Below are 21,471 nucleotides of genomic sequence, written 5' to 3' on the forward strand. Positions count from 1 at the left end.
GGCACCCATGCAGTGGTGCCCCTCGAAGGTCGTCAGACCAGGAGGCCTCCGCAATGACCGCCCATCGTATTCCGCTCTCAGAGCTCGAACAGGGAATCCCCTTCGAGCAGCGCCACATCGGGCCCGACACCGAAGCCCGGGCCAAGATGCTCGCGCACGTGGGGTACGGCTCGCTCGACGAGCTGACGGCCACCGCGGTCCCGGATGTGATCAAGAACGCCGAGGCGCTCGAACTGCCGGGCGCCCGCACCGAGGCCGAGGTGCTGGCCGAACTGTGCTCCCTCGCGGACCGCAACCAGGTGCTGGATTCCATGATCGGGCTCGGGTACTACGGGACGTTCACGCCGCCTGTCATTCTGCGCAATGTCATGGAGAGTCCCGCCTGGTACACGGCGTACACGCCCTACCAGCCGGAGATCTCGCAGGGCCGGCTGGAGGCGCTGCTCAACTTCCAGACCGTGGTCGCCGAGCTGACCGGGCTGCCGACCTCCGGGGCCTCGCTGCTCGACGAGGGCACGGCGGCCGCCGAGGCCATGGCGCTGTCGCGGCGCATGGGCAAGAACAAGAAGGGCCTGTTCCTGGTCGACGCGGACACCATGCCGCAGACCATCGCCGTGATCGAGACCCGCGCCGAGCCGACCGGCGTCGAGGTCGTCGTCGCCGACCTGAGCGACGGCATTCCGGCCGGGCTCGCCGAGCGCGAGATCAACGGCGTGCTCCTCCAGTACCCCGGCGCCTCCGGGGCAGTACGGGACCTCAAGCCCGTCGTCGAGCGGGCGCACGAGCTGGGCGCGGTCGTCACTGTCGCCGCCGATCTGCTCGCCCTGACGCTGCTCACCTCGCCGGGTGAGCTGGACGCCGACATCGCGGTCGGTACGACCCAGCGCTTCGGTGTGCCGATGGGCTTCGGCGGGCCGCACGCCGGATACATGGCCGTGCGCGAGAAGTTCGCGCGCAGCCTGCCCGGCCGGCTCGTCGGCGTCTCGGTCGACGCGGACGGCAACAAGGCGTACCGGCTCGCCCTGCAGACGCGTGAGCAGCACATCCGCCGTGAGAAGGCGACCAGCAACATCTGTACGGCTCAGGTGCTGCTCGCCGTGATGGCCGGGATGTACGCGGTCTACCACGGTCCCCAGGGCCTCAAGTCCATCGCGCGGCGCACCCACCGGTACGCCACGATCCTCGCCGCGGGTCTGAAGGCCGGCGGGGTCGAGGTCGTCCACGAGGCGTACTTCGACACGCTGACCGTGCGGGTGCCGGGCAAGGCGGCCGAGACGCTCGCCGCCGCGCGCCGGGGCGGGGTCAACCTCCGGCTCGTCGACGCCGACCGCCTGTCCCTCGCCTGCGACGAGACCACCACGCGGGCCCAACTGGGCGCCGTCTGGGCGGCGTTCGGGGTCGACGGGGACGTGGCCGCGCTGGACGAGGCGACGGAGGACACGCTGCCGGCCGCGCAGCTGCGCACCGACGAGTACCTCACGCACCCGGTCTTCCACCAGTACCGTTCCGAGACCGCGATGCTGCGCTACCTGCGCCGGCTCGCCGACCGTGACTACGCGCTCGACCGCGGCATGATCCCGCTGGGCTCCTGCACGATGAAGCTCAACGCGACGACCGAGATGGAGCCGGTGACCTGGCCCGAGTTCGGGCAGCTGCACCCCTTCGCGCCCGCCGAGCAGGCGCAGGGCTACCTCACGCTCATCCGTGAGCTGGAGGAGCGCCTCGCAGAGGTCACGGGCTACGACAAGGTGTCCCTGCAGCCCAACGCCGGTTCGCAGGGCGAGCTGGCCGGTCTGCTGGCCGTACGCGGCTATCACCGGGCCAATGGCGACGAGCAGCGGACGATCTGCCTCATCCCGTCGTCCGCGCACGGGACGAACGCCGCGAGCGCCGTGATGGCCGGGATGAAGGTCGTCGTCGTGAAGACCGCCGACGACGGCGAGATCGACGTCGAGGACCTGCGGGCCAGGATCGAGCAGCACCGCGACGAGCTGTCGGTGCTGATGATCACGTACCCCTCGACGCACGGGGTGTTCGAGGAGCACGTCGCCGACATCTGCGCCCAGGTGCACGAGGCGGGCGGCCAGGTGTACGTCGACGGCGCCAACCTCAACGCGCTCGTGGGTCTCGCCAAGCCGGGGCACTTCGGCGGCGACGTCTCGCACCTCAACCTGCACAAGACGTTCTGCATCCCGCACGGCGGCGGCGGTCCGGGTGTGGGTCCGGTCGGGGTGCGCTCGCACCTGGCGCCGTATCTGCCGAACCACCCGCTGCAGCCCGCCGCGGGCCCGGAGACCGGCGTGGGCCCGATCTCGGCCGCTCCCTGGGGCTCCGCGGGCATCCTGCCCATCTCCTGGGCGTACGTCCGTCTCATGGGCGGTGAGGGGCTCAAGCGGGCCACGCAGGTCGCCGTGCTCAGTGCCAACTACATCGCCAAGCGCCTTGAGCCGCACTACCCGGTGCTCTACACCGGTCCCGGCGGGCTCGTGGCGCACGAGTGCATCATCGACCTGCGTCCGCTGACCAAGGCGACCGGTGTGAGCGTCGACGACGTCGCCAAGCGGCTCATCGACTACGGGTTCCACGCGCCGACGATGTCGTTCCCGGTGGCAGGCACGCTGATGATCGAGCCCACGGAGAGCGAGGACCTGACCGAGATCGACCGGTTCTGCGACGCGATGATCGCCATCCGTGCGGAGATCGAGAAGGTCGGCTCGGGCGAGTGGGCGGCGGACGACAACCCGCTGCGGAACGCTCCGCACACGGCCGCCGCGCTCGGCGACGCCTGGGAGCACGCGTACAGCCGCGAGGAGGCGGTGTTCCCGGCCGGTGTCTCGGCCGCGGACAAGTACTGGCCGCCGGTGCGCCGGATCGACCAGGCGTACGGCGACCGGAACCTGGTCTGCTCCTGCCCGCCGCTGGACGCCTACGAAGAGTAATCACCGACAGACATGCGTCGGGGCCGGTTCCGGGATTGTTTCCCGGGCCGGCCCCTCATGTGTCCGGACGGCCTGTACGCCGCCCTTGGTGCACCGCGCCGCTCAGGCGGCGGTCATCACGGTCATGGCCACAGGCCGATGTGGAGCGATGATCCGGCCGTCCGGCAGAAGCTCACCGGTGTCCTCGAAGAGGAGAACGCCGTTGCACAGCAGGCTCCATCCCTGTTCCGGGTGGTGCGCAACGAGATGTGCGGCCTCCCGGTCGGCGGAGTCGGCTGTCGGGCACGGTGGCTGGTGCTGGCACATTGATGGGATCTTTCGCTTTGGTGTGAGGTCGGTGATCGGTGTCGTGTCTGTTCCGCGGCTCGAACTGATGCTCATTGCCGCCCCCCGTTTGTCAGATGGTCCGGAACCCAGTGTTGCCCTACGGGCGTCAATCCGCAGGGATTTGGCGTCAGCGCTCCTCACAGGTTGATGACGCATCACCCGTGCGGACGGTTCATTCCAACTGGGCTGTCTCTTCGGGTGGTTAGGAATGGTCGGATGGGGCTAGTCCGGACGGGCCGGGGGTGCGTTGAGTCCCTGTCATGTCACTCCGAGCAACAACGTGCCCCGCGGCCGGGGTGGGGCCGCGGGGCACGGAAGCAGAGGTGCGCTCAGGCGGGTGAGCCGAGCAGCGGGGCGGGCGTCGGCGTCGGTGTGAGCCGATGGGTCAGGACGGGCAGCAGTTCGGCCACGCGGTGCGGTCGGTGCGCGGCGATGCCGGGCGGCGCGGGAGCCAGCGGCACCAGGAGGTCGGTGGCCGCGAGACGGCCCTCGGCGCCGTCGGCCGCGCAGTCGCCGTGCAGCCAGAGTGTGAGCATGTACAGCTCGGGTACGGACAACAGACGGGCCTGGTACGACCCGGTCATCGTCTCGGCCTGACGCAGGGCGCGCTCGGTGGCGGTGACGTACGGGCCCTCGAAGAAGTGCGAGAAGGCCCAGCCGTCGGGGGTCAGCCTCGTTTCCGCGGCCGCCACGGCGCGTTCGCCGCAGCGGATCAGGAAGCGCCACCCTGCCAGGCGGGTGGCGGAGGTGCCCGCCGGGGTGATCCGGTCGAGTACGTGGACGGGCAGCGGCAGATCGGGTGTGGCGGGTCCCTGGGCGTTGCGCAGGGACGGGGTACGCGCTTCACGGACCGCGGTGGGGGAACCGAGGGCGGTGAGGACGGTGCGCAACGCGGGCGCGGGAGCCGGGGGCACGTGCAGCGGCATGGTGGGTCGCCTCTCATTCGACAGGCAGGGTGGCGCGAGGGCGGGGGCGGACGGCGCTGTCTGCTCTCGGGTCAGAGGAGCGTGGGCCCAAGGTCCGGTCGTCAAAGTGGCGTCGTTCACCCGAAGGGTCGGCCGCGTGGCGGGCGGCACTTTGACGGCAGGACCTACCATGGCGGACGCCAACTCTCTGCCTCGTTCGCGGAGTTTATACGACACGTGTTCTGACGGTGTTTCGTCTAGCCGTTCCGCGCATTAAGAGCAAGAGACAATTCGGTCGGCGTGACGTGCGTTTGGTCCTGGTTCTCCAGGGGTACCCGTCGATGGCCTCGGAATATGCCACCGGGGTGGACGGCCGGTTCCTGTCGGCGTTTCTCACGACAGGGCAGATCGTCGAAAGCGAGCACTGACCCATGCCTGGTGAATGTGCCTGCGGGTATCTGCGTTCGGAGTAGCGCCCGGGGGTCTGTTCCGGGGCGTTATCGATCACACTGTCTGGGCATCATCCCACGTGACCCGGGACATCAGCGGCCGGTTCGTCGGGCTGCCCAGTCGAGGAGGGACACTTCGATGGGGGAGAAGGTCGTGGCGGGGCCGATCGGCCTGTCCGATCGGCAGCGCTACCGCGAAAAGCTCCAGGAGTGTCTGGCGGGGCTGGCGCGGTTGCTGGCGGAGAAGCGGTTCGACCGCCCCAAGAATCTCATGGGCCTGGAGATCGAGCTGAATCTCGCCGGTCCTGACGGCATGCCGAGAATGATGAATGCGCAAGTACTTGAGCGCATCGCGAGCCGGGATTTCCAAACAGAACTCGCCATGTTCAATCTGGAAGTCAACATTGCTCCCCATCGGCTCGGCGGCCGTGTATTCGACCGGCTCGCCGAGGAGTTGCGTACGTCACTCGCCTATGCCCACCGGAAGGCGAACGAGGTCGATGCCGGAATCGTGATGATCGGTATTCTGCCGACGCTCGCCCGCGACGACCTGGTCTCCGCGAACCTTTCCGACGTGGACCGCTACACGCTGCTCAACGACCAGATCGTGGCCGCGCGCGGCGAGGACTTCAGGCTGGACATCGAGGGAGTGGAGCGGCTCAGCTGCACCTCGGCCTCCATCGCGCCCGAAGCCGCCTGCACCTCCGTGCAGTTGCACCTACAGGTCACGCCCGGACGCTTCGCCGACGTGTGGAACGCGGCGCAGGCGGTGGCCGCCGTCCAGGTCGCGGTGGGCGCCAACTCGCCCTTCCTGTTCGGCCGTGAGCTGTGGCGCGAGTCGCGGCCCCCGCTGTTCCTGCAGTCGACGGACACCCGGCCGCCCGAGCTCCAGGCGCAGGGGGTGCGTCCTCGGACCTGGTTCGGGGAGCGGTGGATCTCGTCGGCGTACGACCTGTTCGAGGAGAACCTGCGCTTCTTCCCGCCTCTGCTGCCGATCTGCGACGAGGAGGATCCGAAGAGCGTCCTCGACGAGGGCGGTACGCCCAGGCTCGCCGAACTCGTGCTCCACAACGGCACGATCTACCGCTGGAACCGTCCGGTGTACGGCATCGACGACGGCGTCCCGCACCTGCGCGTGGAGAACCGCGTGCTGCCCGCGGGCCCCACGGTCACCGACGTGATCGCGAACGCGGCCTTCTACTACGGGCTCGTACGGGCCCTCGCGGGCGAGGCGCGGCCGGTGTGGACACGGCTGCCCTTCGAGTCCGCGGCGGCCAACTTCGACCATGCCTGCCGGTACGGCATCGACGCGCGGCTGGAGTGGCCGCGACGCGGCAGGTACGGCGGGACCACGCGGCTGCCCGCGACGCAGCTGGTGCTGGACGAGCTGCTGCCGCTAGCGGCGTCGGGTCTGGACGCGTGGGGTGTCGAACCGGCCGACCGGGACCTCTACCTCGGTGTCATCGAGGAGCGCTGCAAACGGGGCGTCAACGGGGCCTCCTGGCAGTCCCGCACGTTCCACAAGGCACTGGAGGGCGGCATGGGGCGGGATGCCGCGCTGGCCGCCACGACGAAACGGTACGCCGAGCTGATGCACCTCGGTGAGCCCGTGCACACCTGGCCGGTCGGGTTACCGGCGCCCGCCGTTTCGCTCGGGTGAGGTCGGCGGGGTGACGTGTGATGGCGGGGCGACGCGTGGTGGTGCGGCGAGTGGGGTGACGTGTGGTGCGGCGAGTGGGTGATCAGGCCTGGTCGCCGGCCCGTACGACGGCCTTCAGGATCACCGAGTGGATCTGGGACGGGTCGGTGACCAGGTGGCCCGAGCCGCCGGTCGCCTCGGCGATCTCGTCGAGCTCCTTCTTGTCGGCCTCAGGGCCCACCGCGATCGCGATGATCGGTACCGGGTGGTCCGGATCGGTCAGCTCCCGGAGCTTGGCGACGAGGGCGGAGCGCGAGATGCTCCCGGGATCCTGGTTCACTCCATCGGTCAGCAGCACCAGCGCGTTGAACTTGCCCTTCGTGTAGGAGGCGGTGGCCTCCTTGTACGCCGCCAGCGTGGTGTCGTACAGGCCCGTGGCGCCGTCCTTGACCGGCTTCAGGCTGCTGAAGGCCGCCGACAGCCGGTCCCGCTGGGTGCTGCCGCCCACGCGGTCGCCGAGCCGCTCGGTGGGGACGAGAACGCGGTAGTCGCGCTTGCCGTCGAGCTTCGTGGAGAACTGCCAGAGCCCGACCTCGTCCTCCGGGGTGAGGGTGGCCAGGGCCTGCAGCAGTGCCGCCTTGGTCACGTCCATACGGGGCTCGCTGGTGCCCGGCACCGGCTTCTTCATGGACGCGGAGGCGTCGACGACCGTGGTGAGCCGGGCGCTCTGCACGGTGATCGTCCACATGCCGAGGGCTTCCTCGATCTCCTTGTCCGTGGCCGGTGTCTCCGGCAGCTTCTCGTACGGCTGCGGGGCGCGGCCGCCGGCGCGGGTCACCAGCTTGTCCGGGATGTCGTCGTCATCCGTACGGAAGCCGTGCTTCTCCAGGATCAGGCGTCCTTCCGGCTCGCCGAGGAGGGTCATGAACCGCAGCGCGGCCCGGCTCTCGTCCGTGGACAGCGCCGGCTCGTCGACCAGCGCGAACGGGAAGTCGAGCAGGGGCGAGCCGTCCTTCGGGTAGAAGAGGTCGAGATCGTCGCCGCTGTCCGCGGTCGTGTTGTACGCGAACGCCGCCTGCTCGGAGAGGATCAGCGCCTGGTTGCGCTTCGGGTTGCCCTGCTCGGTGCCGGAGAGGTCGCGCGGCAGGGTGTCCAGGACCTGGCTGTCGCTGTCGGAGGCGCGCAGCGAGAGGGCCTTCGCGGTGGCCGCCGCCAGGATGTCGCCGTCCTTGGCCTTGCCCACCGCGTGCGTCAGCCGGGTCAGGGCGAGCAGACCGGTGGCACTGCGTGAGGGGTCGCCCGCCCCGAGCTTCAGCCGCTCGCTCGTCGTCGTCGCGTCGGCCAGTTCGGTCCAGCTGTACGTCTTGACGGGCCAGCCGAGCGACTTCGCGGCCGTCGGGATCATGGCGACGCCGACGGGTGACGAGGCGACGCTGCCCGCCGGGGTCACCGGAACCGACCTGCCGTCCGCCATGATCCGGTTCACCCACACACCCGAGTCCGGCACCCATGCCTCGAACTCGCCGGCGCCCTTCGCCTTCGACCGCAGGGCGTCCGTGACCTCGTACGCCTCCCGGGCGGTCACCTGGACGTCGAGGCAACTGCCGTCGGACGTCACGTCGTTGTCCCGGGCGTAGCCGGCCGCGTCCCTGAGCGCGGGCGCGATGCCGGGAGCGGCGGCGATCCTCAGCCGTACGGCACTGTCCCAGCAGGACGAGCCGAAGGAGAGCACGCCGCCGTCGACCGCGGCGGCCGTGCCCGCGGCGGCAGCGAGCAGGAGGGCCGTCGTGAGCGCCACATTGCGGCGCCGCGCGCGCCGCCGGGGGTCGGTGGCGCCCCTCCGGAACCCGTCGGGCAAGCTGTGACGTCCCATGGCGGTCGTGCCCTTCCCTGGTCGAGCCGGAGTCGTTGAAGCCGGAAATGGCCGAATGCTATGGCATCGGGGGAGGGGTGCCCGCCAGGGCGTCCGTCCCCCCGACGGCTGGTCGCGCACGATCTTCGCAACTTCATTCGAGACCCTAGCGGGGTGAAGATGGGGATGAGGCGGGATTGCTCAACTGGAGGCAGGAGTGCACGTGGAGGCAGGGTCGGTGGCTGATTCTTTTCCCGAGGACCGGCCCGCACGGCGGATTCTCCGCGACGAGACGCTGCTCGTACTGGGTGTCTCGCTCGGGGCCAGCGGGGTCTCGGCGCTGATCAGCTTTGTCGGTTCGGTCACCAAACCAGGAGGTCTCAAGGACCAGGCGGCCACGCTCAACGCCTCGGCCGCGCCCGGCCGTCCATGGCTCGATCTGGCGTGGCAGCTGTTCGGGATCGCTTCCGCGCTGGTGCCGGTCGCCCTTGTCGCGCACTTCCTGCTGCGTGAGGGGAAGGGGCTGCGCACGCTCGGCTTCGACCGCACCCGGCCCTGGCCGGATCTCGCCCGGGGGGCCGCGATCGCCGCGGTGATCGGCAGTTCGGGCATCGCCTTCTACCTGGCGGCCCGCGGTCTCGGCTTCAACCTCACCGTGGTGCCCGAGGCGCTGCCCGAGGTGTGGTGGAAGTACCCGGTACTGATCCTCTCCGCGATCCAGAACTCGGTCCTGGAGGAGGTCATCGTCGTCGGGTATCTGCTGCGCCGCCTCGACCAGTTGGGCTGGACACCGGTCAATGCCCTGGTGGCCAGCTCGGTGCTGCGCGGCTCGTACCACCTCTACCAGGGCATCGGCGGGTTCATCGGCAACATGGTGATGGGCGTGGTCTTCGTCTACCTGTACCGCCGCTGGGGCCGCGTCGGGCCGCTGGTGGTCGCCCACTCGCTGCTCGACATCGGGGCGTTCGTCGGGTACGCGCTGCTGGCGGGGAAGGTGGGCTGGCTGCCCACCGCGTGAACAGCCGGAAACGCGAAGACCGCCGGAAGCGCGACGCCTGAACAGTGCGAAGGGGGCGTACGAGATCCTCGTACGCCCCTTCGCACTGTTCAGGCGAGCAGTTCGCCCTCGATGACGGTGACCGCGCGGCCGGTGAGCAGCGTGCGGTCGCCGCGGAGTTCGGTCCGTACGAGACCGGAGCGGGACGAGGCCTGGCGGCCGGTGAGGCCGGTGCGGCCGAGGCGCTCGGACCAGAAGGGCGCGAGGGCTGTGTGGGCGCTGCCGGTGACCGGGTCCTCGTCGATGCCGATGTTCGGGAAGAAGCAGCGGGACACGAAGTCGTAGCCCTCGGAGGGGTCCCCGGCGCGGGCCGTGGCGATGATGCCGCGCTCGGAGTGACGGGCGAGGGACGCGAGGTCGGGGGAGAGCCCCAGGACCGTCTTCTCGTCGGCGAGTTCGATCAGCAGGTCGCCGACGTTCGGGCCGGTGTCGTGGGTGGTGAGCGGCTCGGCGCCCAGTGCCTCGGCGACGCCCCGCGGGACCTCGACCGGGGTGAGCGGGGCCGTCGGGAAGTCGAGGGTGATCGAGCCGTCGTCGTGCGCGGTGGCGATGAGCACGCCGCTCCTGGTCGCGAACCGTACGGGTCCCGGGGCGGCGCCCGTCGTGGCCAGTACGTGAGCGGTGGCGAGTGTCGCGTGACCGCACATCGCCACCTCGGCTGCGGGCGTGAACCAGCGCAGCGCCCAGTCGGCCTCTCCGCCCGCCGGGAGGGGGTGGGCGAACGCGGTCTCCGCGTGGTTGACCTCCAGGGCCACGTTCTGGAGCCAGGCGTCGTCCGGGAAGGACGTGGAGGCGTCGAGGAGGAGGACCCCGGCCGGGTTGCCGGCGAAGGGGCGGTCGGTGAAGGCGTCGACGATTCGAATCCGCATGAGGCAGACGCTAGGCGCTGGTCGGAGGCCTGGGCCAAGGCCAATCCGGGGCGGGTGGACCGGTGGTGGGGTGTGGAGGGATCCACGAGGGGTCTTGGGGCTCGTGGGTGTGCCTGCTCGGCGGCGACGCTCTTGTCCCGTCTTGAATGATCTGGTTCCGCATCGCCCTCCTGATGTGCGGCGACCAGTTCGTCTGAGACGTGAGGATGCCGGGAATCTCAGGTGACGTGGTCCTGGCCGGGGATGCCGGATGCTGTCTCAGCTGATCCGGTCGGGCTGTGCCCAGGCCCTCATGACTCTTGACCTTGCCCAAAGGCGAAGGCCGACGCTGTCTGTGGCGATCAAACCGGCGAGTTGAGCGCTTGTCTCCGACCGAACCCGGATGAGGGGAACCTCCATGGATGACGACGCTCTCCTGGCGGAACAGATGGCCTACTACAGTGCCGGCGCGGCCGAATACGACCGGCCCTACGCGGAGTACGAAGACCTGCGGAGGTTGCTGGCTGTCGTCGATGACCTCCCGATTGCCGGGGATGTGCTGGAGTTGGCCTGCGGAACGGGCCAGTGGACCCCTCTGCTCGCCGGGCGGGCGCGTTCGGTGACGGCTGTCGACGCGGCAAGCGAAGTGTTGGCCCTCGCTCGTGCGCGCACCGCGTTCCCCACCGTGGAATTCCTCGAGGCCGACCTGTTCGAGTGGCAGCCGCCACGACGCTACGACACCGTGTTCTTCGCCTTCTGGCTCTCCCATGTCCCGCCGACGCGGCTGCCCGACTTCTGGAACACCGTCGCCGCCGCGCTCGCGCCGGGCGGCAAAGCGATCTTCATCGACGACGGCCCCGCAGCAGCCGCCTACGAGCAAGTCCTCGCGGACCAGCCGACCCCCGCGGCGCTGCGCCGGCTCGATGACGGCAGCCGATACCGCATCGTGAAGGTGTTCCACGATGTCCAGACCCTCACGGACGACCTCACCGCGCTGGGGTGGTCGGTCCGCATCCGGTCCATGGCCGCGAACTTCATCGGCATTGCAGAACCGCCGACCACCGCCGGCTGACAAGCCGCGACTGCGGCGCTCGCATCAACCGCGTAGCCGAACCAGGTCGCCTGAGACCGCAGGCAAATCGGACCCGATCACCTGAGACGGAGTCCAGATCGATTGAGACGAGGCAGCTCTCCTTCGTCGGTGGGCCTTGCCGGGCGAACTGTTCCGATATATCGTTGACGCATCGCGACAGATCAACGATCGAATGGAGTGATTGCGATGCGTTCCCATGGAGAGGAATACGGACCGGGGTTCGGCCCCGGTGAAGGACGTGGCCGTGGACACGGCGGGCCCGGACACCCCGGTCGGGGTGGTTTCGAGGGCCGGCGTTCCGCCTTCGGTCCCTTCGGGCCCGGCTTCGGTGGTCCCGGCTTCGGCCCGGGCCCCTGGGGTGGGCGCGGAGGCAGGGGCGGACCGCGTGGCAGGGCACGGCGTGGCGACGTACGCGCGTCGATCCTGGCCCTGCTCAAGGACCGGCCGATGCACGGCTACGAGATGATCCAGGAGATCGCCGAGCGCAGCGGCGGGGCGTGGAAGCCCAGCCCCGGTTCGGTGTACCCCACCCTTCAGCTTCTGGAGGACGAGGGGCTGATCAGCAGTGCGAGCGAGGGTGGCAAGAAGCTCTTCTCGCTCACCGACGACGGCCGGGTCGCGGCCGACGAGGGTCCCGACGCGCCCTGGGAGGACGCCGGGCGCGGGGTCGACTGGGAGGCTCTGAGCGACATCCGGCAGGCCGGCTTCGGTCTGATGGAGGCGTTCGGGCAGGTCTGGAAGACCGGCAGCAAGGAGCAGCGCGAGAAGGCGCTGACCGTCATCAACGACGCGCGCAAGAAGCTGTATCTGATCCTCGCCGACGAGGACTGATGGTCCGCCGATGTGGTTCACCAATGGGGGTGCTTCGACTTCGAAGTACCCCCATTGAGCGTGTGATGGGCCGTGTTCCGGGCCTGCTCTAGGCCACCAGTCCGTCCAGCTTGCGCAGGGACTCGTTCAGGGCCGCCGTCGCCGAGTCCTTCAGCTTGCCCGCCATCAGCGAGACGGCGGCGCCCGTGAACTCACCGTCGATACGGACGGTCGTGCCCTCGCCGTCGGGGGTCAGCGTGTAACGCGTGGCGACGATCACGGCCATCGGGCCCTTGCCGCGGATCGCGAGCGTGCGGGCCGCCTCCACCTCCTCGATGGTCCAGTTGACCTCGGCGGGGAAGCCCATCATCTTCATGTTCTCCTCGAAGGTGCCGCCGACTTCGAGCGTCTCGGGACCGCCCTTCGGGAAGTTGGTGTGGGTGGAGTTCCACTCGCCGTACGAGGAGAAGTCCGTGAGCTGTGCCCAGACCTTCTCGGCGGGCGCCTCTATCCGTGCTTCCGCGCTGACTTCGGCCATGCGACCACCCCTCGTCTCGGGTGCTGCGCCGGGCGCAGCTGGCTACGGTGTCGCGGAACGTAGTCGCAGGGCCCTGAACATTCAATACTGATGAACCGTCAGGAAGTGTGGAGACGGGAGAGGGTGAGTGCTCCGGATGAGTGCGCCGGGCGGGCCCTCAGTCGATCCGTCGTATCGCCGCCGCGTCGAACAGGTCCCAGGCGCGCGGGTACGGCCCTTCGTCGTGGCAGTGCCAGGCGTCCCAGAACAGGTCGGCGAGCAGCGCGTCGTCGGGGGCGTAGACCCGGTACGCGTACTGCCTGCCGTCGATGGCCGGCAGGACCACCAGCCAGCACCTGCTCTCCATGCTGCGTTGGACGAGCGCCGGTGCGACGCGGTTGCGTGAGGGGCGCAGCGCAAGGCGGCGCGCGCCCGTCGGGGGCGGCGGCGCGATGTCATCCGTAAGGAGGAGGGGTCGGACAGTGCTGCTCCACCCTGTGTCGGACGCGGAAATGCTTCCCCACGGGGATGACTCGGTCCGAAGGGACTGATGAGGTGAGGGGTGTGCAATCCCGTACTTCCCACCAGCAGGCCGCCGGGCGCGACCCGGTCCGCGAGGACATCGAGGCCCGGCTCAGCGCTGAGCTGGCAGTGGTGGTCAGCGGTGCGCGCAGACGAGCGCTGCGGGACGGGGACCGGCAGCTCGACACGGCTCATCTGCTGCACACGCTCCTGGAGTCCGACCCCGAGGTGCGCGAGGTCTTCGAGAGCGGCCCTCAGGTCGCCCGGCTGCTCGGCTATCTCGTGCAGCGCAGCATCGGCTACGGGCTCCGCTGGCAGAGCTCCGTCGAGGACTCCGGTGCCATACCCGTGGTGGCCGAGGACGGGTGGTCGCCGGTGGCGGCGGGCACCCTGGAGGTCGCCTGCGAACGGGCCCTGCGACGGGGCGACGACCGCGCGGGCGTGGTCGACCTGCTCGCGGCGATCGTCGCCGAACCCGAGTCGCGGGCGGTGGAGGTACTGGGACGCGCGGGGGTCGACGTACCGGTGCTGCTCGCGCGGATCGACGCCGCGGCGGACCGGGGCATCGGGGCCTGAGCCGATACCGGGGCGTGCGGGGGCGTCGCCGGTCCATTCGGTGAGACAGGTGTCATCGGGGGTGACGCTCATGTCGTCGCCTGTCATCATGTGCCGGTGCATACGTCTGAGAGCAGTCAGCGCAACCGAGGGAGGGGCTTCGGGCTCGGCCTCGCTCTCGCGTCGGCGGTCGCCTTCGGGGGATCCGGTGTCGCGGCCAAGCCGTTGATCGAGGCGGGGCTCGACCCGCTGGACGTGGTGTGGCTGCGGGTCGCGGGCGCCGCAGTGGTGATGCTGCCGCTGGCCGTGCGCCACCGGGGGCTCGTGCGCAGGCGGCCCGCGCTGCTCGCCGGGTTCGGACTGCTCGCCGTGGCGGGTGTCCAGGCCTTCTACTTCGCCTCGATCTCGCGCATACCCGTCGGGGTCGCGCTGCTCGTCGAGTACCTCGCGCCCGCACTGGTCCTCGGCTGGGTGCGGTTCGTGCAGCGGCGGCCGGTGACCCGTGCCGCGGCGCTGGGTGTCGTCCTCGCCGTCGGCGGTCTCGCCTGCGTCGTCGAGGTGTGGTCGGGGCTGAGCTTCGACGTCCTCGGGTTGCTGCTCGCGCTCGGCGCCGCCTGTTGCCAGGTCGGCTACTTCGTCCTGTCCGACCAGGGCAGCGACGCGGGCGAGGAGGCCCCGGATCCGCTCGGCGTCATCGCGTACGGGCTGCTGGTCGGCGCGCTCGTCCTGACGGTCGTGGCGCGGCCGTGGGGGATGGACTGGTCGGTGCTCGGGGGCACCGCGGACATGGACGGCACGGCGGTCGCGGCCTCGCTGCTGCTGGGCTGGATCGTGCTGATCGCGACCGTCGTCGCCTACGTGACCGGCGTCAAGTCCGTGCGCAGGCTCTCGCCGCAGGTGGCAGGCGTCGTGGCCTGTCTGGAGGCCGTCATCGCCACCGTGCTCGCCTGGGTCCTGCTCGGTGAGCACCTGTCGGCGCCACAGATCATCGGCGGCGCGGTCGTCCTCTGCGGCGCCTTCATCGCCCAGTCGTCCACGCCCGCCAAGGCCGCGCAGACACCGGTGGCAGGCGGCACGGGCGACGCCGAAAGGGAGTTGTCGGCGCGAGGCACCGCCGTCTAGGCTCCCGATCATGCATTCGAGCGCACTCGTTCTTCCGCCTCCGGCCGCCTGAGGCGGGCCCTCCGGAATTCCCGCCCGGCCATTGGCCGGGCGGAACGGTGCTGCCCGCGGATGAAGTCCGAGGACCATCCGCGCCGAGACGACCGACCTGATCGCAACCGACCTGGTCGCGGCGACTCACCCGCCTGACGGGGCTCGTACGCCCCATCCGGTCGGTGTGCCGCTCGTACGGCGCGTGACGTGGTCCTTTCCCGAACTTCTGCGGATCTGCGGAGAGAACACGTGTCGCATGCTGTCTCCGGCCTGCCCATCGGGCGAGGCCTTCTCTATCTGACCGTCGCCGGCGCCGCCTGGGGCACCGCGGGCGCGGTCGCCTCACTTGTCTACCGCGCCAGCGACATGGGCCCCGTCGCCCTGTCCTTCTGGCGCTGCGCGGGCGGCCTCGCCCTGCTGCTCGCAGCCCGGTCGCTCCGGCGCCGGCCGCGCCCCACCGCACGCCCCCTCCTTCGTACGAGGCTGCTGCGGACCGGTGCCACAGGCGTGGGGCTCGCGGTCTTCCAGACCGCGTACTTCGCCGCCGTCGAGGCCACCGGACTCGCCGTGGCCACCGTCGTCACCCTCGGGGCCGGTCCCGTACTCATCGCGCTGGGTGCACAGTTGACCATGGGAGAACGGCTCGGACGCGCCGGGTACGCCTCCGTCGCCGGAGCGTTCGCCGGGCTCGCGGTGCTCGTGCTGGGCAGCGGTGGCGCGTCGGTCCGGCCGTCGGGCGTCGCGCTCGCGGTCGTGTCCGCCGCCGGGTACTCGGTGATGACGCTGCTGACCCGCTGGTGGGGGCGCGACGGCGGCACCGACGCCTCGTCCACCACGGTGGGGGCGTTCGCCGTCACGGCCCTGTGTCTGCTGCCGTTCGGGCTCGCCGAGGGGCTGGTGCCGCACACCGCCGAACCCGTCCGGGTCATCGCGCTGGTGGCGTTCATCGCCGCGGTCCCGACGGCCCTCGCCTACGCCCTGTACTTCGCGGGCGCGGCCGTCGTCCGCTCGGCGACCGTCTCCGTGATCATGCTGCTCGAACCGGTGAGCGCGGCGGTCCTGGCCGTCGCCCTGCTCGGCGAGCGGCTGACCGCGGCCACGGTCGCGGGCACGCTGTTGATGCTCGGGTCGGTGGCGGGGCTCGCGTTCGCGGAGGCACGGGGCTCGGGGACCGCGAGACGGGCCCCCGAGGGGGAACCGGCGCTGCTCTGAAGACCTGCCGCCACCGGACTGTCGGTACCGGAGAACGCCGGTGTCGGACGAGCGTCGGTACCCGGCCGTGTGGGCCCCACCCCGTAGGGTCCACACGGCCGGTCACCTATGAGGCGGCCTGCGCCACCTCGGCGTCACCTGCTGTCGCGCCGCCGCAGCAGGTGTTCCCGCGCCGCCGTGTCACCCGGACCGCCTCTTGTGGTCAGTTCGGCCACAACGCGGTTCTGGATTTCCTCCGGCCGGTGATTCGCGTACTTGAACTTCGCCCGTACGTCCGTCACTTCGAGCCGCAGCCCGCGGATCCCGGAGAGGAGACGGCCGAACGGGGCCTCGCCGACCGTCGCACGGGCGGAACCGCCCTCGGGCTGGAAGTGGCCGAGCTGGCGGTTGAGGAGCTCGGCCTTCTCCGCCGGGGCGTCCACCACCTGGGCGGTGCAGCGGAGTTGGACCGCAGCGTAGAAGCTCGTCGGAGTGCCGTGCTCGGGCGGGGAGTCCGGTGGAGCCTGCCAGGGGCCGGGCACGTACACGTAGTCGTCGACCACGCTCAGGGTCACGACCGGGTTCGCCTCAAGGGCCGGCCACACCGGGTTCGGGCGGGCCAGATGGGCGAGGACCAGTCCGTACGGTCCGGGCTCGGCCTCGTGGAGGAAGTGCATCGGCTGGACGTGCGGCGGTTCGCCGGGCAGGCCGTTCACGGAGAGCTGGCCGAAGTCGTGGACGGCCAGCCACTGTTGCCATTCGGTGTCGTCGCGGGGCGCGTCCCAGGGATGTATGAGCATCAGAGGACCGCCAGGTAGTCGGGGACCTCGATCCCGGGGGCGAGGCCGGCCGCGGGGACCGGGGCGCCGTATCCCTTGCGGAGCGGGAGGACTCCGGTCCAGTGCGGCAGGCCGAGGTCCTCGGGCTCGTCGTTCGGGCCGCCGGTGCGCAGCTTCGCCGACACCTCGGCGAGGTCCAGGCGGAGCACGGCGGTGGCGGCCAGTTCCTTGGCGTTGGCGGGCCGGGAGTCGTAGGAGCGGCCGGGCACCACGTGGTCCACCAGCGCGTCCAGGGCCTCCCGCTTCTCGTCGGGGTCCGTCATCTGGTGGGCGACGCCGTGCACCACCACGGAGCGGTAGTTGATCGAGTGGTGGAAGGCCGAGCGGGCCAGCACCAGCCCGTCGACGTGCGTGACGGTGACGCAGACCGGCAGACCAGGGTCGGCCTGTCCCGCCATCCGAAGCGGGCGCGAACCCGTCGAGCCGTGCAGATAGAGGTGCTCGCCGACCCGTCCGTACAGCGTGGGCAGCACGACCGGCGCCCCGTCGCGGACGAAGCCCAGATGGCAGACGTACCCCTCGTCGAGGATCGAGTGCACCATCTCGTGGTCGTACGCGGCGCGCTCCCTGGAGCGGGTGGGGACGGTGCGGTCGGTCGGGGGGTACGTGGCGGGGCGCGGGGCGGCCGTCTCCGTCATGGTGCTCTCCAGGTCTGCGTCGTCGTCTGTTCTGGCACGTACGCCGTGCTCGCCTTGCGTGGCGTATTGCACTAGTGCATACTCTGTTTTGTGCTAGAAGAGTATCGGATCGAGGGTAGGCGCGCAGCTGAGATTGCGGCCAGCGTCGAGCGTGCGGTGGGTTCGGGGGACCTCGAACCCGGTCAACTGCTGCCGCCGATGCGGGAGTTGGCGGGACGGCTCGGGGTGAATCCCAATACCGTCGCGGCCGCCTATCGCACTTTGCGTGAGCGCGGGGTGATCGAGACGGCGGGCCGGCGCGGCAGTCGCGTACGGTCGAAGCCGGTGACGACCGCTCGGGAGATCTCCCGCCTGGATGTGCCGCCCGGGGTGCGGAACCTGTCCGACGGCAATCCGGACCCGGCTCTGCTGCCCGCGCTCGCCGGGGTGTTCGCGGCGGCCGCGGCCCACGCCGACCGACAACCGGTGCTCTACGGAGAGGCCGCCGTGGAGCCGGAGTTGGCACGCCTCGCGCGCGGGGACCTGGACGCGGACGGCGTGCCGGGCGGGCCGGTCGTGGTCACCTCGGGGTCGCTCGACGCCATCGAGCGGGTGCTGGCCGTGCACCTCAGGCCCGGTGACGCCGTCGCCCACGAGGACCCCGGCTGGCGCAGTGTGCTCGATCTGATCCCGGCGCTCGGGCTGCGGGCGGTTCCGGTCGGCGTCGACGACGAGGGACCGCTGCCCGACGACGTACGAGCCGCGCTGGAGGGCGGGGCGCGTGCCCTGATCGTCACCGACCGCGCGCAGAACCCGACCGGCGCCGCGGTGAGCGCCACGCGCGCGCGTGCCCTGCGTTCCGTGCTGGCCGAGTACCCGGAGACCCTGCTCGTCGAGGACGACCACGGGCATCGCATCGTCGACCTGCCCCTGAATCCGCTGGCCGGCGTGACCCGGCACTGGGCGTTCATGCGCTCGGTCGCCAAGGCGTACGGGCCCGATCTGCGGCTTGCCGTGCTCACCGGGGACTCCGTCACCATGGACCGGGTGCAGGGGCGGCAGCGGTTGGGGCCGGGTTGGGTGAGCCGGCTGTTGCAACGGGCTGTTGCCGGGCTGTGGGCCGACGGTGCGGTGGACGCGCGGGCCGTGGCGGCGGCCTACGGGCGGCGGCGGGACGCGTTGATCGGCGCGCTCGCGGAGCGGGGCGTCGAGGCGTACGGACGCAGCGGGATGAACGTGTGGGTGCCCGTGCCGGACGAGACCGGGGCCGTCGCGCGGCTGCTGCACGCGGGCTGGGCCGTCGCGCCGGGGGCACGCTTCCGGATGAACGCGCCGCCGGGGCTGCGGATCACCGTCTCGACCCTCGCTCCGGACGAGGTCGGGGTGGTGGCGGACGCGGTCGCCGCCGCGGTCGGGCCGGCACCTGAGCGCCGGTACGTCTAAGTCCGGGGCGCGGTGAGTCGGTGAGCCGGAGACCTGATGGCGCGGTTGCGCGGTGGGCTCAGGGCTTGGGTCTGGCGAGCTTGGTGGGCCTGCCGGCCCTGGACTGGGTGAGTGCCGCGCCCGCCAGCACGATGACCGCGCCCACCGGTGTCGACCAGGCCAGCGACTCGCCGAGGATCGCGACGCCCGCGGCGGTGGCGATGACCGGGATGAAGTACGTGACCATCTGGGCCGTCGTCGGGCCGATCTCGGCGACCAGGCCGTACTGGACGAGAAGGGCGAGGCCAGTGCCGAGCGTGCCCAGCGCGATGATCGCGAGCAGCGGTATGAGCGGGAAGCGGGTCGGCAGGGTCGTGAACAGCGGGGTGACGACGGCCAGTTGGGCCGTCGCGAGCAGCAGCTGGGCGCCGGTCAGCGAGAGGTTGGAGTGGCTGGAGCCGGCCAGCGTGCGGCGGATGTAGATCCAGCCGATCGGGTAACTGAGCGACGCCAGCAGGGCCATCGTGGTGCCCGCGGCGTCCAGGCCGTGGAAGCCCTGCCAGGCGCCGAGCACCGTCAGCACGCCGAGGAAGCCGATACCGAGGCCCGCGACCCGGCGGCGGGTGGGCCGGTCCTCGGAGAGGGCGACCAGCGACAGGGCCATGCCCCACAGGGGTGAGGTCGCGTTGCAGATACCCGCCAGCGTGGACGGAATCGTCAGCTCGGAGTACGCGAACAGCGAGAACGGCAGGGCGTTGAGGAGCAGGGCCGAGATCGCCAGGTGCCCCCAGGTGCGCGCTCCGCGCGGCAGCCGGTCCCCCTTCCAGGCGATCGCGACCGCGAGCACCAGCGTGCCGAACAGCAGGCGGCCGAACGTCACTTGGAAGGGGGCGTAGCCGTTCGTGCCGACCTTGATGAGGAGGAAGCTGAAACCCCAGATCAGAGACAGTCCGGCGAAGCGGAGGCGCCAGTCGAGGGCTCGGCGGGCGCGGGGAGGGGCGGTGTGGAGCGAGCCCGGAGGTGTGGTGGACAAGGAGACGGGAGAGGTCTGGGGTTCGGTCGCGGGGCTCATGCCGACCACGATGACGGATCACGATCTCGTAGCACAAGCGAGACTTTTCGCGTGGTACCTCGTAGTATTGCTTATATGTTGAACCTGGAGCGCCTGCGTACCCTCGACGCCCTGGCCCGGCACGGCTCGGTCAGTGGCGCGGCCGAGGGGCTGCATGTGACGACCTCGGCGGTGTCCCAGCAGATGTCCAAGCTGGAGCGGGAGGTGGGGCAACAACTGCTCGCCAAGAACGGGCGGGGGGTGCGGCTCACCGACGCGGGGCGGCTGCTCGCCGACCATGCCGCGCGCATCCTGTCCCAGGTGGAGCTCGCCCAGTCCGATCTGGAGGCCCAGCGAGGGCTGGTGGTGGGGGAGTTGAGGCTCTCAGCGTTCCCCACGGCGGCGCGCGGGCTGTTCCCCACGGCGCTCGCCGTGCTGCGTGCCGAGCATCCCGGGCTGCGGGTTCGCTCGCGTGAGCTGGAGCCGGAGACCGGGGTCGCCGGGGTGACGCGTGGTGACCTCGATCTGGCGGTCGTTCTCGACTGGTACAACAAGCCGTTGCCGCTGCCGGACGGTCTGGTCAAGGCCTCGCTTCTCGACGATCCCACCGATCTGGCGCTGCCTGTCGGGCATCGCCTCGCCGATCGTCCGGAGGTGGACCTGGCGGATTTCGTCGACGACGAATGGATCGCCTGGGACGAGGGGGAGTTCTGTCACGAGTGGCTGCTCTTCACGCTGCGGGGCAAGGGGATCGAGCCGGTCATCGCGCACCGGGCGGTGGAGCATCACACGCAGCTCGCGATGGTCGCGGCGGGGCTCGGCGTGTGCGTGGCGCCCCGCCTCGGGCGGGATCCCGTTCCGGCCGGGGTGCGGACCGTGCCGGTGCGGCCGCGTGTCACGCGGCACGTGTACGCGGTGTGGCGGGCCGACGCGGATCGGCGGCCGGCCATTCGGGCGGCCGTGGATGCGTTGCGCTCCGCGGGGGCCCGGGTTTCCTAGGTGGGGTTGTTTGTCGGGTGCGGGTCGGTGGGGACTGGTCGCGCAGTTCCCCGCGCCCCTTATGCAGTCCCCCGCGCCCCTCAAAAGGGGCGCGGCCCCGCCCTCGCGAAGCCGTGCCCCACGCCCCTACGGGCGCCGGCCGCCCCGCCTCACCTCACAGTGCGGCGAGTTTGCGGAAGTCCCATGAGGCCGTTGCCTCTGGGGTCAGGCGCATCCAGGCGTGTCTGCCGTCGTGGGGCATCTCGTCCAGGCCGAAGTTCTTGCGGGCGAACAGCCGCTCCACGGCGTCGAGTTCGGGGCACGGCTCGCCCGTACGCGGGGCCTCGCCGACGAATTCGACGGTGCCTGACAGCTCGACGCCCTGCAGTTCGCCGTACTCCTCACCCTTGTCGACGACCACGGCGACGCGGGGGTCGCGGCGCAGGTCGGCCCAGCGCTTGCTGCGGGTGATCGAGTACAGCCAGAGGGACTTGCCGTCCCAGGCGAACCAGAGCGTGCTGACGTGCGGGGCGCCGTCGGCCGACACGGTCGCCACCCGGCAGGTGCGCTGGGTGGTCAGGAACTCGTCCAGCTCGTCGGGTGTCATCATGATCCTTCGACCCCGGCGCTGAGTGTCGGCCATACGGTTCCCTCATCTCTGACGTGACGTCAGAAGAGCATGTGCCGTCTTCCGTCCGTACGCAA

General features: G+C 70.7%; 20 protein-coding genes. 10 read left to right on the forward strand and 10 right to left on the reverse strand.

The window, feature by feature from the left end; translation table 11 throughout:
- Positions 1 to 53 precede the first annotated feature (53 nt).
- Positions 54 to 2,939, forward strand: a complete 2,886-nt coding sequence (gene gcvP / locus ACH4YP_RS45945; protein WP_398497386.1) for an aminomethyl-transferring glycine dehydrogenase — start codon at positions 54 to 56, stop codon at positions 2,937 to 2,939.
- Positions 2,940 to 3,041: 102 nt separating this feature from the next.
- On the opposite strand, the gene ACH4YP_RS45950 is transcribed toward gcvP, so the two are convergent.
- Both ACH4YP_RS45950 and ACH4YP_RS45955 read right to left on the reverse strand, forming a co-directional pair.
- On the reverse strand, positions 3,042 to 3,245 hold the full coding sequence (locus tag ACH4YP_RS45950) for a DUF5999 family protein (RefSeq protein WP_361064686.1): 204 nt from the start codon (positions 3,243 to 3,245) through the stop codon (positions 3,042 to 3,044).
- Between the two features lie 350 nt (positions 3,246 to 3,595).
- Complete coding sequence (locus tag ACH4YP_RS45955) at positions 3,596 to 4,192, reverse strand: hypothetical protein (protein ID WP_398497388.1); 597 nt, start codon at positions 4,190 to 4,192, stop codon at positions 3,596 to 3,598.
- Positions 4,193 to 4,759: 567 nt separating this feature from the next.
- Between ACH4YP_RS45955 and ACH4YP_RS45960 the strand changes: the two genes are divergently transcribed.
- A complete protein-coding gene (locus ACH4YP_RS45960; protein ID WP_361064692.1) occupies positions 4,760 to 6,280 on the forward strand; it encodes a glutamate--cysteine ligase in 1,521 nt (506 codons plus the stop codon).
- Between the two features lie 82 nt (positions 6,281 to 6,362).
- Here the strand turns inward: ACH4YP_RS45960 and ACH4YP_RS45965 are convergent, their stop codons facing one another.
- Complete coding sequence (locus ACH4YP_RS45965; protein WP_398497389.1) at positions 6,363 to 8,132, reverse strand: substrate-binding and VWA domain-containing protein; 1,770 nt, start codon at positions 8,130 to 8,132, stop codon at positions 6,363 to 6,365.
- Between the two features lie 196 nt (positions 8,133 to 8,328).
- On the opposite strand from ACH4YP_RS45965, the gene ACH4YP_RS45970 reads away from it, so the two are divergent.
- Positions 8,329 to 9,129, forward strand: coding sequence for a type II CAAX endopeptidase family protein (locus ACH4YP_RS45970; RefSeq protein WP_361064697.1), 801 nt, complete (start codon positions 8,329 to 8,331; stop codon positions 9,127 to 9,129).
- Between the two features lie 89 nt (positions 9,130 to 9,218).
- Here the strand turns inward: ACH4YP_RS45970 and ACH4YP_RS45975 are convergent, their stop codons facing one another.
- Entirely contained in the window at positions 9,219 to 10,037 is an 819-nt protein-coding gene (locus ACH4YP_RS45975) for a PhzF family phenazine biosynthesis protein (RefSeq protein WP_398497391.1), read from the reverse strand.
- Positions 10,038 to 10,434: 397 nt separating this feature from the next.
- Between ACH4YP_RS45975 and ACH4YP_RS45980 the strand changes: the two genes are divergently transcribed.
- Both ACH4YP_RS45980 and ACH4YP_RS45985 read left to right on the forward strand, forming a co-directional pair.
- On the forward strand, positions 10,435 to 11,088 hold the full coding sequence (locus ACH4YP_RS45980; protein WP_361064703.1) for a class I SAM-dependent methyltransferase: 654 nt from the start codon (positions 10,435 to 10,437) through the stop codon (positions 11,086 to 11,088).
- A 207-nt stretch (positions 11,089 to 11,295) separates the two neighbouring features.
- Positions 11,296 to 11,940 carry a PadR family transcriptional regulator gene (locus ACH4YP_RS45985; RefSeq protein WP_143644355.1) on the forward strand — a complete coding sequence of 215 codons (645 nt, stop codon included), beginning with the start codon at positions 11,296 to 11,298 and terminating at the stop codon, positions 11,938 to 11,940.
- 88 nt (positions 11,941 to 12,028) lie between these two features.
- On the opposite strand, the gene ACH4YP_RS45990 is transcribed toward ACH4YP_RS45985, so the two are convergent.
- Together ACH4YP_RS45990 and ACH4YP_RS45995 are read right to left on the reverse strand one after the other, a co-directional pair.
- Positions 12,029 to 12,457 carry an SRPBCC family protein gene (locus ACH4YP_RS45990; protein WP_361064707.1) on the reverse strand — a complete coding sequence of 143 codons (429 nt, stop codon included), beginning with the start codon at positions 12,455 to 12,457 and terminating at the stop codon, positions 12,029 to 12,031.
- A gap of 157 nt (positions 12,458 to 12,614) precedes the next feature.
- Positions 12,615 to 12,803, reverse strand: coding sequence for a hypothetical protein (locus ACH4YP_RS45995; protein WP_361064710.1), 189 nt, complete (start codon positions 12,801 to 12,803; stop codon positions 12,615 to 12,617).
- Between the two features lie 161 nt (positions 12,804 to 12,964).
- Between ACH4YP_RS45995 and ACH4YP_RS46000 the strand changes: the two genes are divergently transcribed.
- The 3 genes from ACH4YP_RS46000 to ACH4YP_RS46010 all read left to right on the forward strand — a co-directional run bounded on the left by ACH4YP_RS46000 (position 12,965) and on the right by ACH4YP_RS46010 (position 15,880).
- Positions 12,965 to 13,534 carry a Clp protease N-terminal domain-containing protein gene (locus ACH4YP_RS46000; RefSeq protein ID WP_398497394.1) on the forward strand — a complete coding sequence of 190 codons (570 nt, stop codon included), beginning with the start codon at positions 12,965 to 12,967 and terminating at the stop codon, positions 13,532 to 13,534.
- Positions 13,535 to 13,624: 90 nt separating this feature from the next.
- Complete coding sequence (locus ACH4YP_RS46005) at positions 13,625 to 14,635, forward strand: EamA family transporter (protein WP_398497396.1); 1,011 nt, start codon at positions 13,625 to 13,627, stop codon at positions 14,633 to 14,635.
- Between the two features lie 282 nt (positions 14,636 to 14,917).
- Positions 14,918 to 15,880: a DMT family transporter gene (locus tag ACH4YP_RS46010; RefSeq protein ID WP_398497398.1), complete on the forward strand. Its 963-nt coding sequence runs from the start codon at positions 14,918 to 14,920 to the stop codon at positions 15,878 to 15,880.
- A 134-nt stretch (positions 15,881 to 16,014) separates the two neighbouring features.
- On the opposite strand, the gene ACH4YP_RS46015 is transcribed toward ACH4YP_RS46010, so the two are convergent.
- Both ACH4YP_RS46015 and ACH4YP_RS46020 read right to left on the reverse strand, forming a co-directional pair.
- Complete coding sequence (locus ACH4YP_RS46015; protein WP_361064722.1) at positions 16,015 to 16,659, reverse strand: FMN-binding negative transcriptional regulator; 645 nt, start codon at positions 16,657 to 16,659, stop codon at positions 16,015 to 16,017.
- Positions 16,659 to 17,336: a pyridoxamine 5'-phosphate oxidase family protein gene (locus tag ACH4YP_RS46020; protein WP_361064725.1), complete on the reverse strand. Its 678-nt coding sequence runs from the start codon at positions 17,334 to 17,336 to the stop codon at positions 16,659 to 16,661. Before ACH4YP_RS46020 ends, ACH4YP_RS46015 begins: the two co-directional genes overlap by 1 nt.
- A gap of 90 nt (positions 17,337 to 17,426) precedes the next feature.
- Here ACH4YP_RS46020 and ACH4YP_RS46025 point away from each other — a divergent pair, with 90 nt between their 5' ends.
- The gene (locus ACH4YP_RS46025) at positions 17,427 to 18,758 is read left to right on the forward strand and encodes an aminotransferase class I/II-fold pyridoxal phosphate-dependent enzyme (protein ID WP_361064728.1); all 1,332 of its coding nucleotides are present in this window, start codon (positions 17,427 to 17,429) and stop codon (positions 18,756 to 18,758) included.
- Positions 18,759 to 18,816: 58 nt separating this feature from the next.
- On the opposite strand, the gene ACH4YP_RS46030 is transcribed toward ACH4YP_RS46025, so the two are convergent.
- On the reverse strand, positions 18,817 to 19,809 hold the full coding sequence (locus tag ACH4YP_RS46030) for a DMT family transporter (protein ID WP_398497400.1): 993 nt from the start codon (positions 19,807 to 19,809) through the stop codon (positions 18,817 to 18,819).
- Between the two features lie 75 nt (positions 19,810 to 19,884).
- Between ACH4YP_RS46030 and ACH4YP_RS46035 the strand changes: the two genes are divergently transcribed.
- Entirely contained in the window at positions 19,885 to 20,787 is a 903-nt protein-coding gene (locus ACH4YP_RS46035) for a LysR family transcriptional regulator (protein ID WP_361064733.1), read from the forward strand.
- Between the two features lie 154 nt (positions 20,788 to 20,941).
- On the opposite strand, the gene ACH4YP_RS46040 is transcribed toward ACH4YP_RS46035, so the two are convergent.
- The gene (locus ACH4YP_RS46040; RefSeq protein ID WP_361064736.1) at positions 20,942 to 21,409 is read right to left on the reverse strand and encodes a pyridoxamine 5'-phosphate oxidase family protein; all 468 of its coding nucleotides are present in this window, start codon (positions 21,407 to 21,409) and stop codon (positions 20,942 to 20,944) included.
- Positions 21,410 to 21,471: the final 62 nt, after the last annotated feature.

It is taken from the genome of Streptomyces sp. NPDC020747, from assembly GCF_044334695.1.
Taxonomy (GTDB): Bacteria; Actinomycetota; Actinomycetes; order Streptomycetales; family Streptomycetaceae; genus Streptomyces.

What these genes read in the sequence shown, in the direction of transcription:
- gcvP (WP_398497386.1), top strand. Translation starts at nt 54, where the DNA reads ATGACCGCCCATCGTATTCCGCTCTCAGAGCTCGAACAGGGAATCCCC.
- ACH4YP_RS45950 (WP_361064686.1), bottom strand. Translation starts at nt 3,245, where the DNA reads ATGTGCCAGCACCAGCCACCGTGCCCGACAGCCGACTCCGCCGACCGG.
- ACH4YP_RS45955 (WP_398497388.1), bottom strand. Translation starts at nt 4,192, where the DNA reads ATGCCGCTGCACGTGCCCCCGGCTCCCGCGCCCGCGTTGCGCACCGTC.
- ACH4YP_RS45960 (WP_361064692.1), top strand. Translation starts at nt 4,760, where the DNA reads ATGGGGGAGAAGGTCGTGGCGGGGCCGATCGGCCTGTCCGATCGGCAG.
- ACH4YP_RS45965 (WP_398497389.1), bottom strand. Translation starts at nt 8,132, where the DNA reads ATGGGACGTCACAGCTTGCCCGACGGGTTCCGGAGGGGCGCCACCGAC.
- ACH4YP_RS45975 (WP_398497391.1), bottom strand. Translation starts at nt 10,037, where the DNA reads ATGCGGATTCGAATCGTCGACGCCTTCACCGACCGCCCCTTCGCCGGC.
- ACH4YP_RS45980 (WP_361064703.1), top strand. Translation starts at nt 10,435, where the DNA reads ATGGATGACGACGCTCTCCTGGCGGAACAGATGGCCTACTACAGTGCC.
- ACH4YP_RS45985 (WP_143644355.1), top strand. Translation starts at nt 11,296, where the DNA reads ATGCGTTCCCATGGAGAGGAATACGGACCGGGGTTCGGCCCCGGTGAA.
- ACH4YP_RS45990 (WP_361064707.1), bottom strand. Translation starts at nt 12,457, where the DNA reads ATGGCCGAAGTCAGCGCGGAAGCACGGATAGAGGCGCCCGCCGAGAAG.
- ACH4YP_RS45995 (WP_361064710.1), bottom strand. Translation starts at nt 12,803, where the DNA reads ATGGAGAGCAGGTGCTGGCTGGTGGTCCTGCCGGCCATCGACGGCAGG.
- ACH4YP_RS46000 (WP_398497394.1), top strand. Translation starts at nt 12,965, where the DNA reads ATGACTCGGTCCGAAGGGACTGATGAGGTGAGGGGTGTGCAATCCCGT.
- ACH4YP_RS46015 (WP_361064722.1), bottom strand. Translation starts at nt 16,659, where the DNA reads ATGCTCATACATCCCTGGGACGCGCCCCGCGACGACACCGAATGGCAA.
- ACH4YP_RS46020 (WP_361064725.1), bottom strand. Translation starts at nt 17,336, where the DNA reads ATGACGGAGACGGCCGCCCCGCGCCCCGCCACGTACCCCCCGACCGAC.
- ACH4YP_RS46030 (WP_398497400.1), bottom strand. Translation starts at nt 19,809, where the DNA reads ATGAGCCCCGCGACCGAACCCCAGACCTCTCCCGTCTCCTTGTCCACC.
- ACH4YP_RS46035 (WP_361064733.1), top strand. Translation starts at nt 19,885, where the DNA reads ATGTTGAACCTGGAGCGCCTGCGTACCCTCGACGCCCTGGCCCGGCAC.
- ACH4YP_RS46040 (WP_361064736.1), bottom strand. Translation starts at nt 21,409, where the DNA reads ATGGCCGACACTCAGCGCCGGGGTCGAAGGATCATGATGACACCCGAC.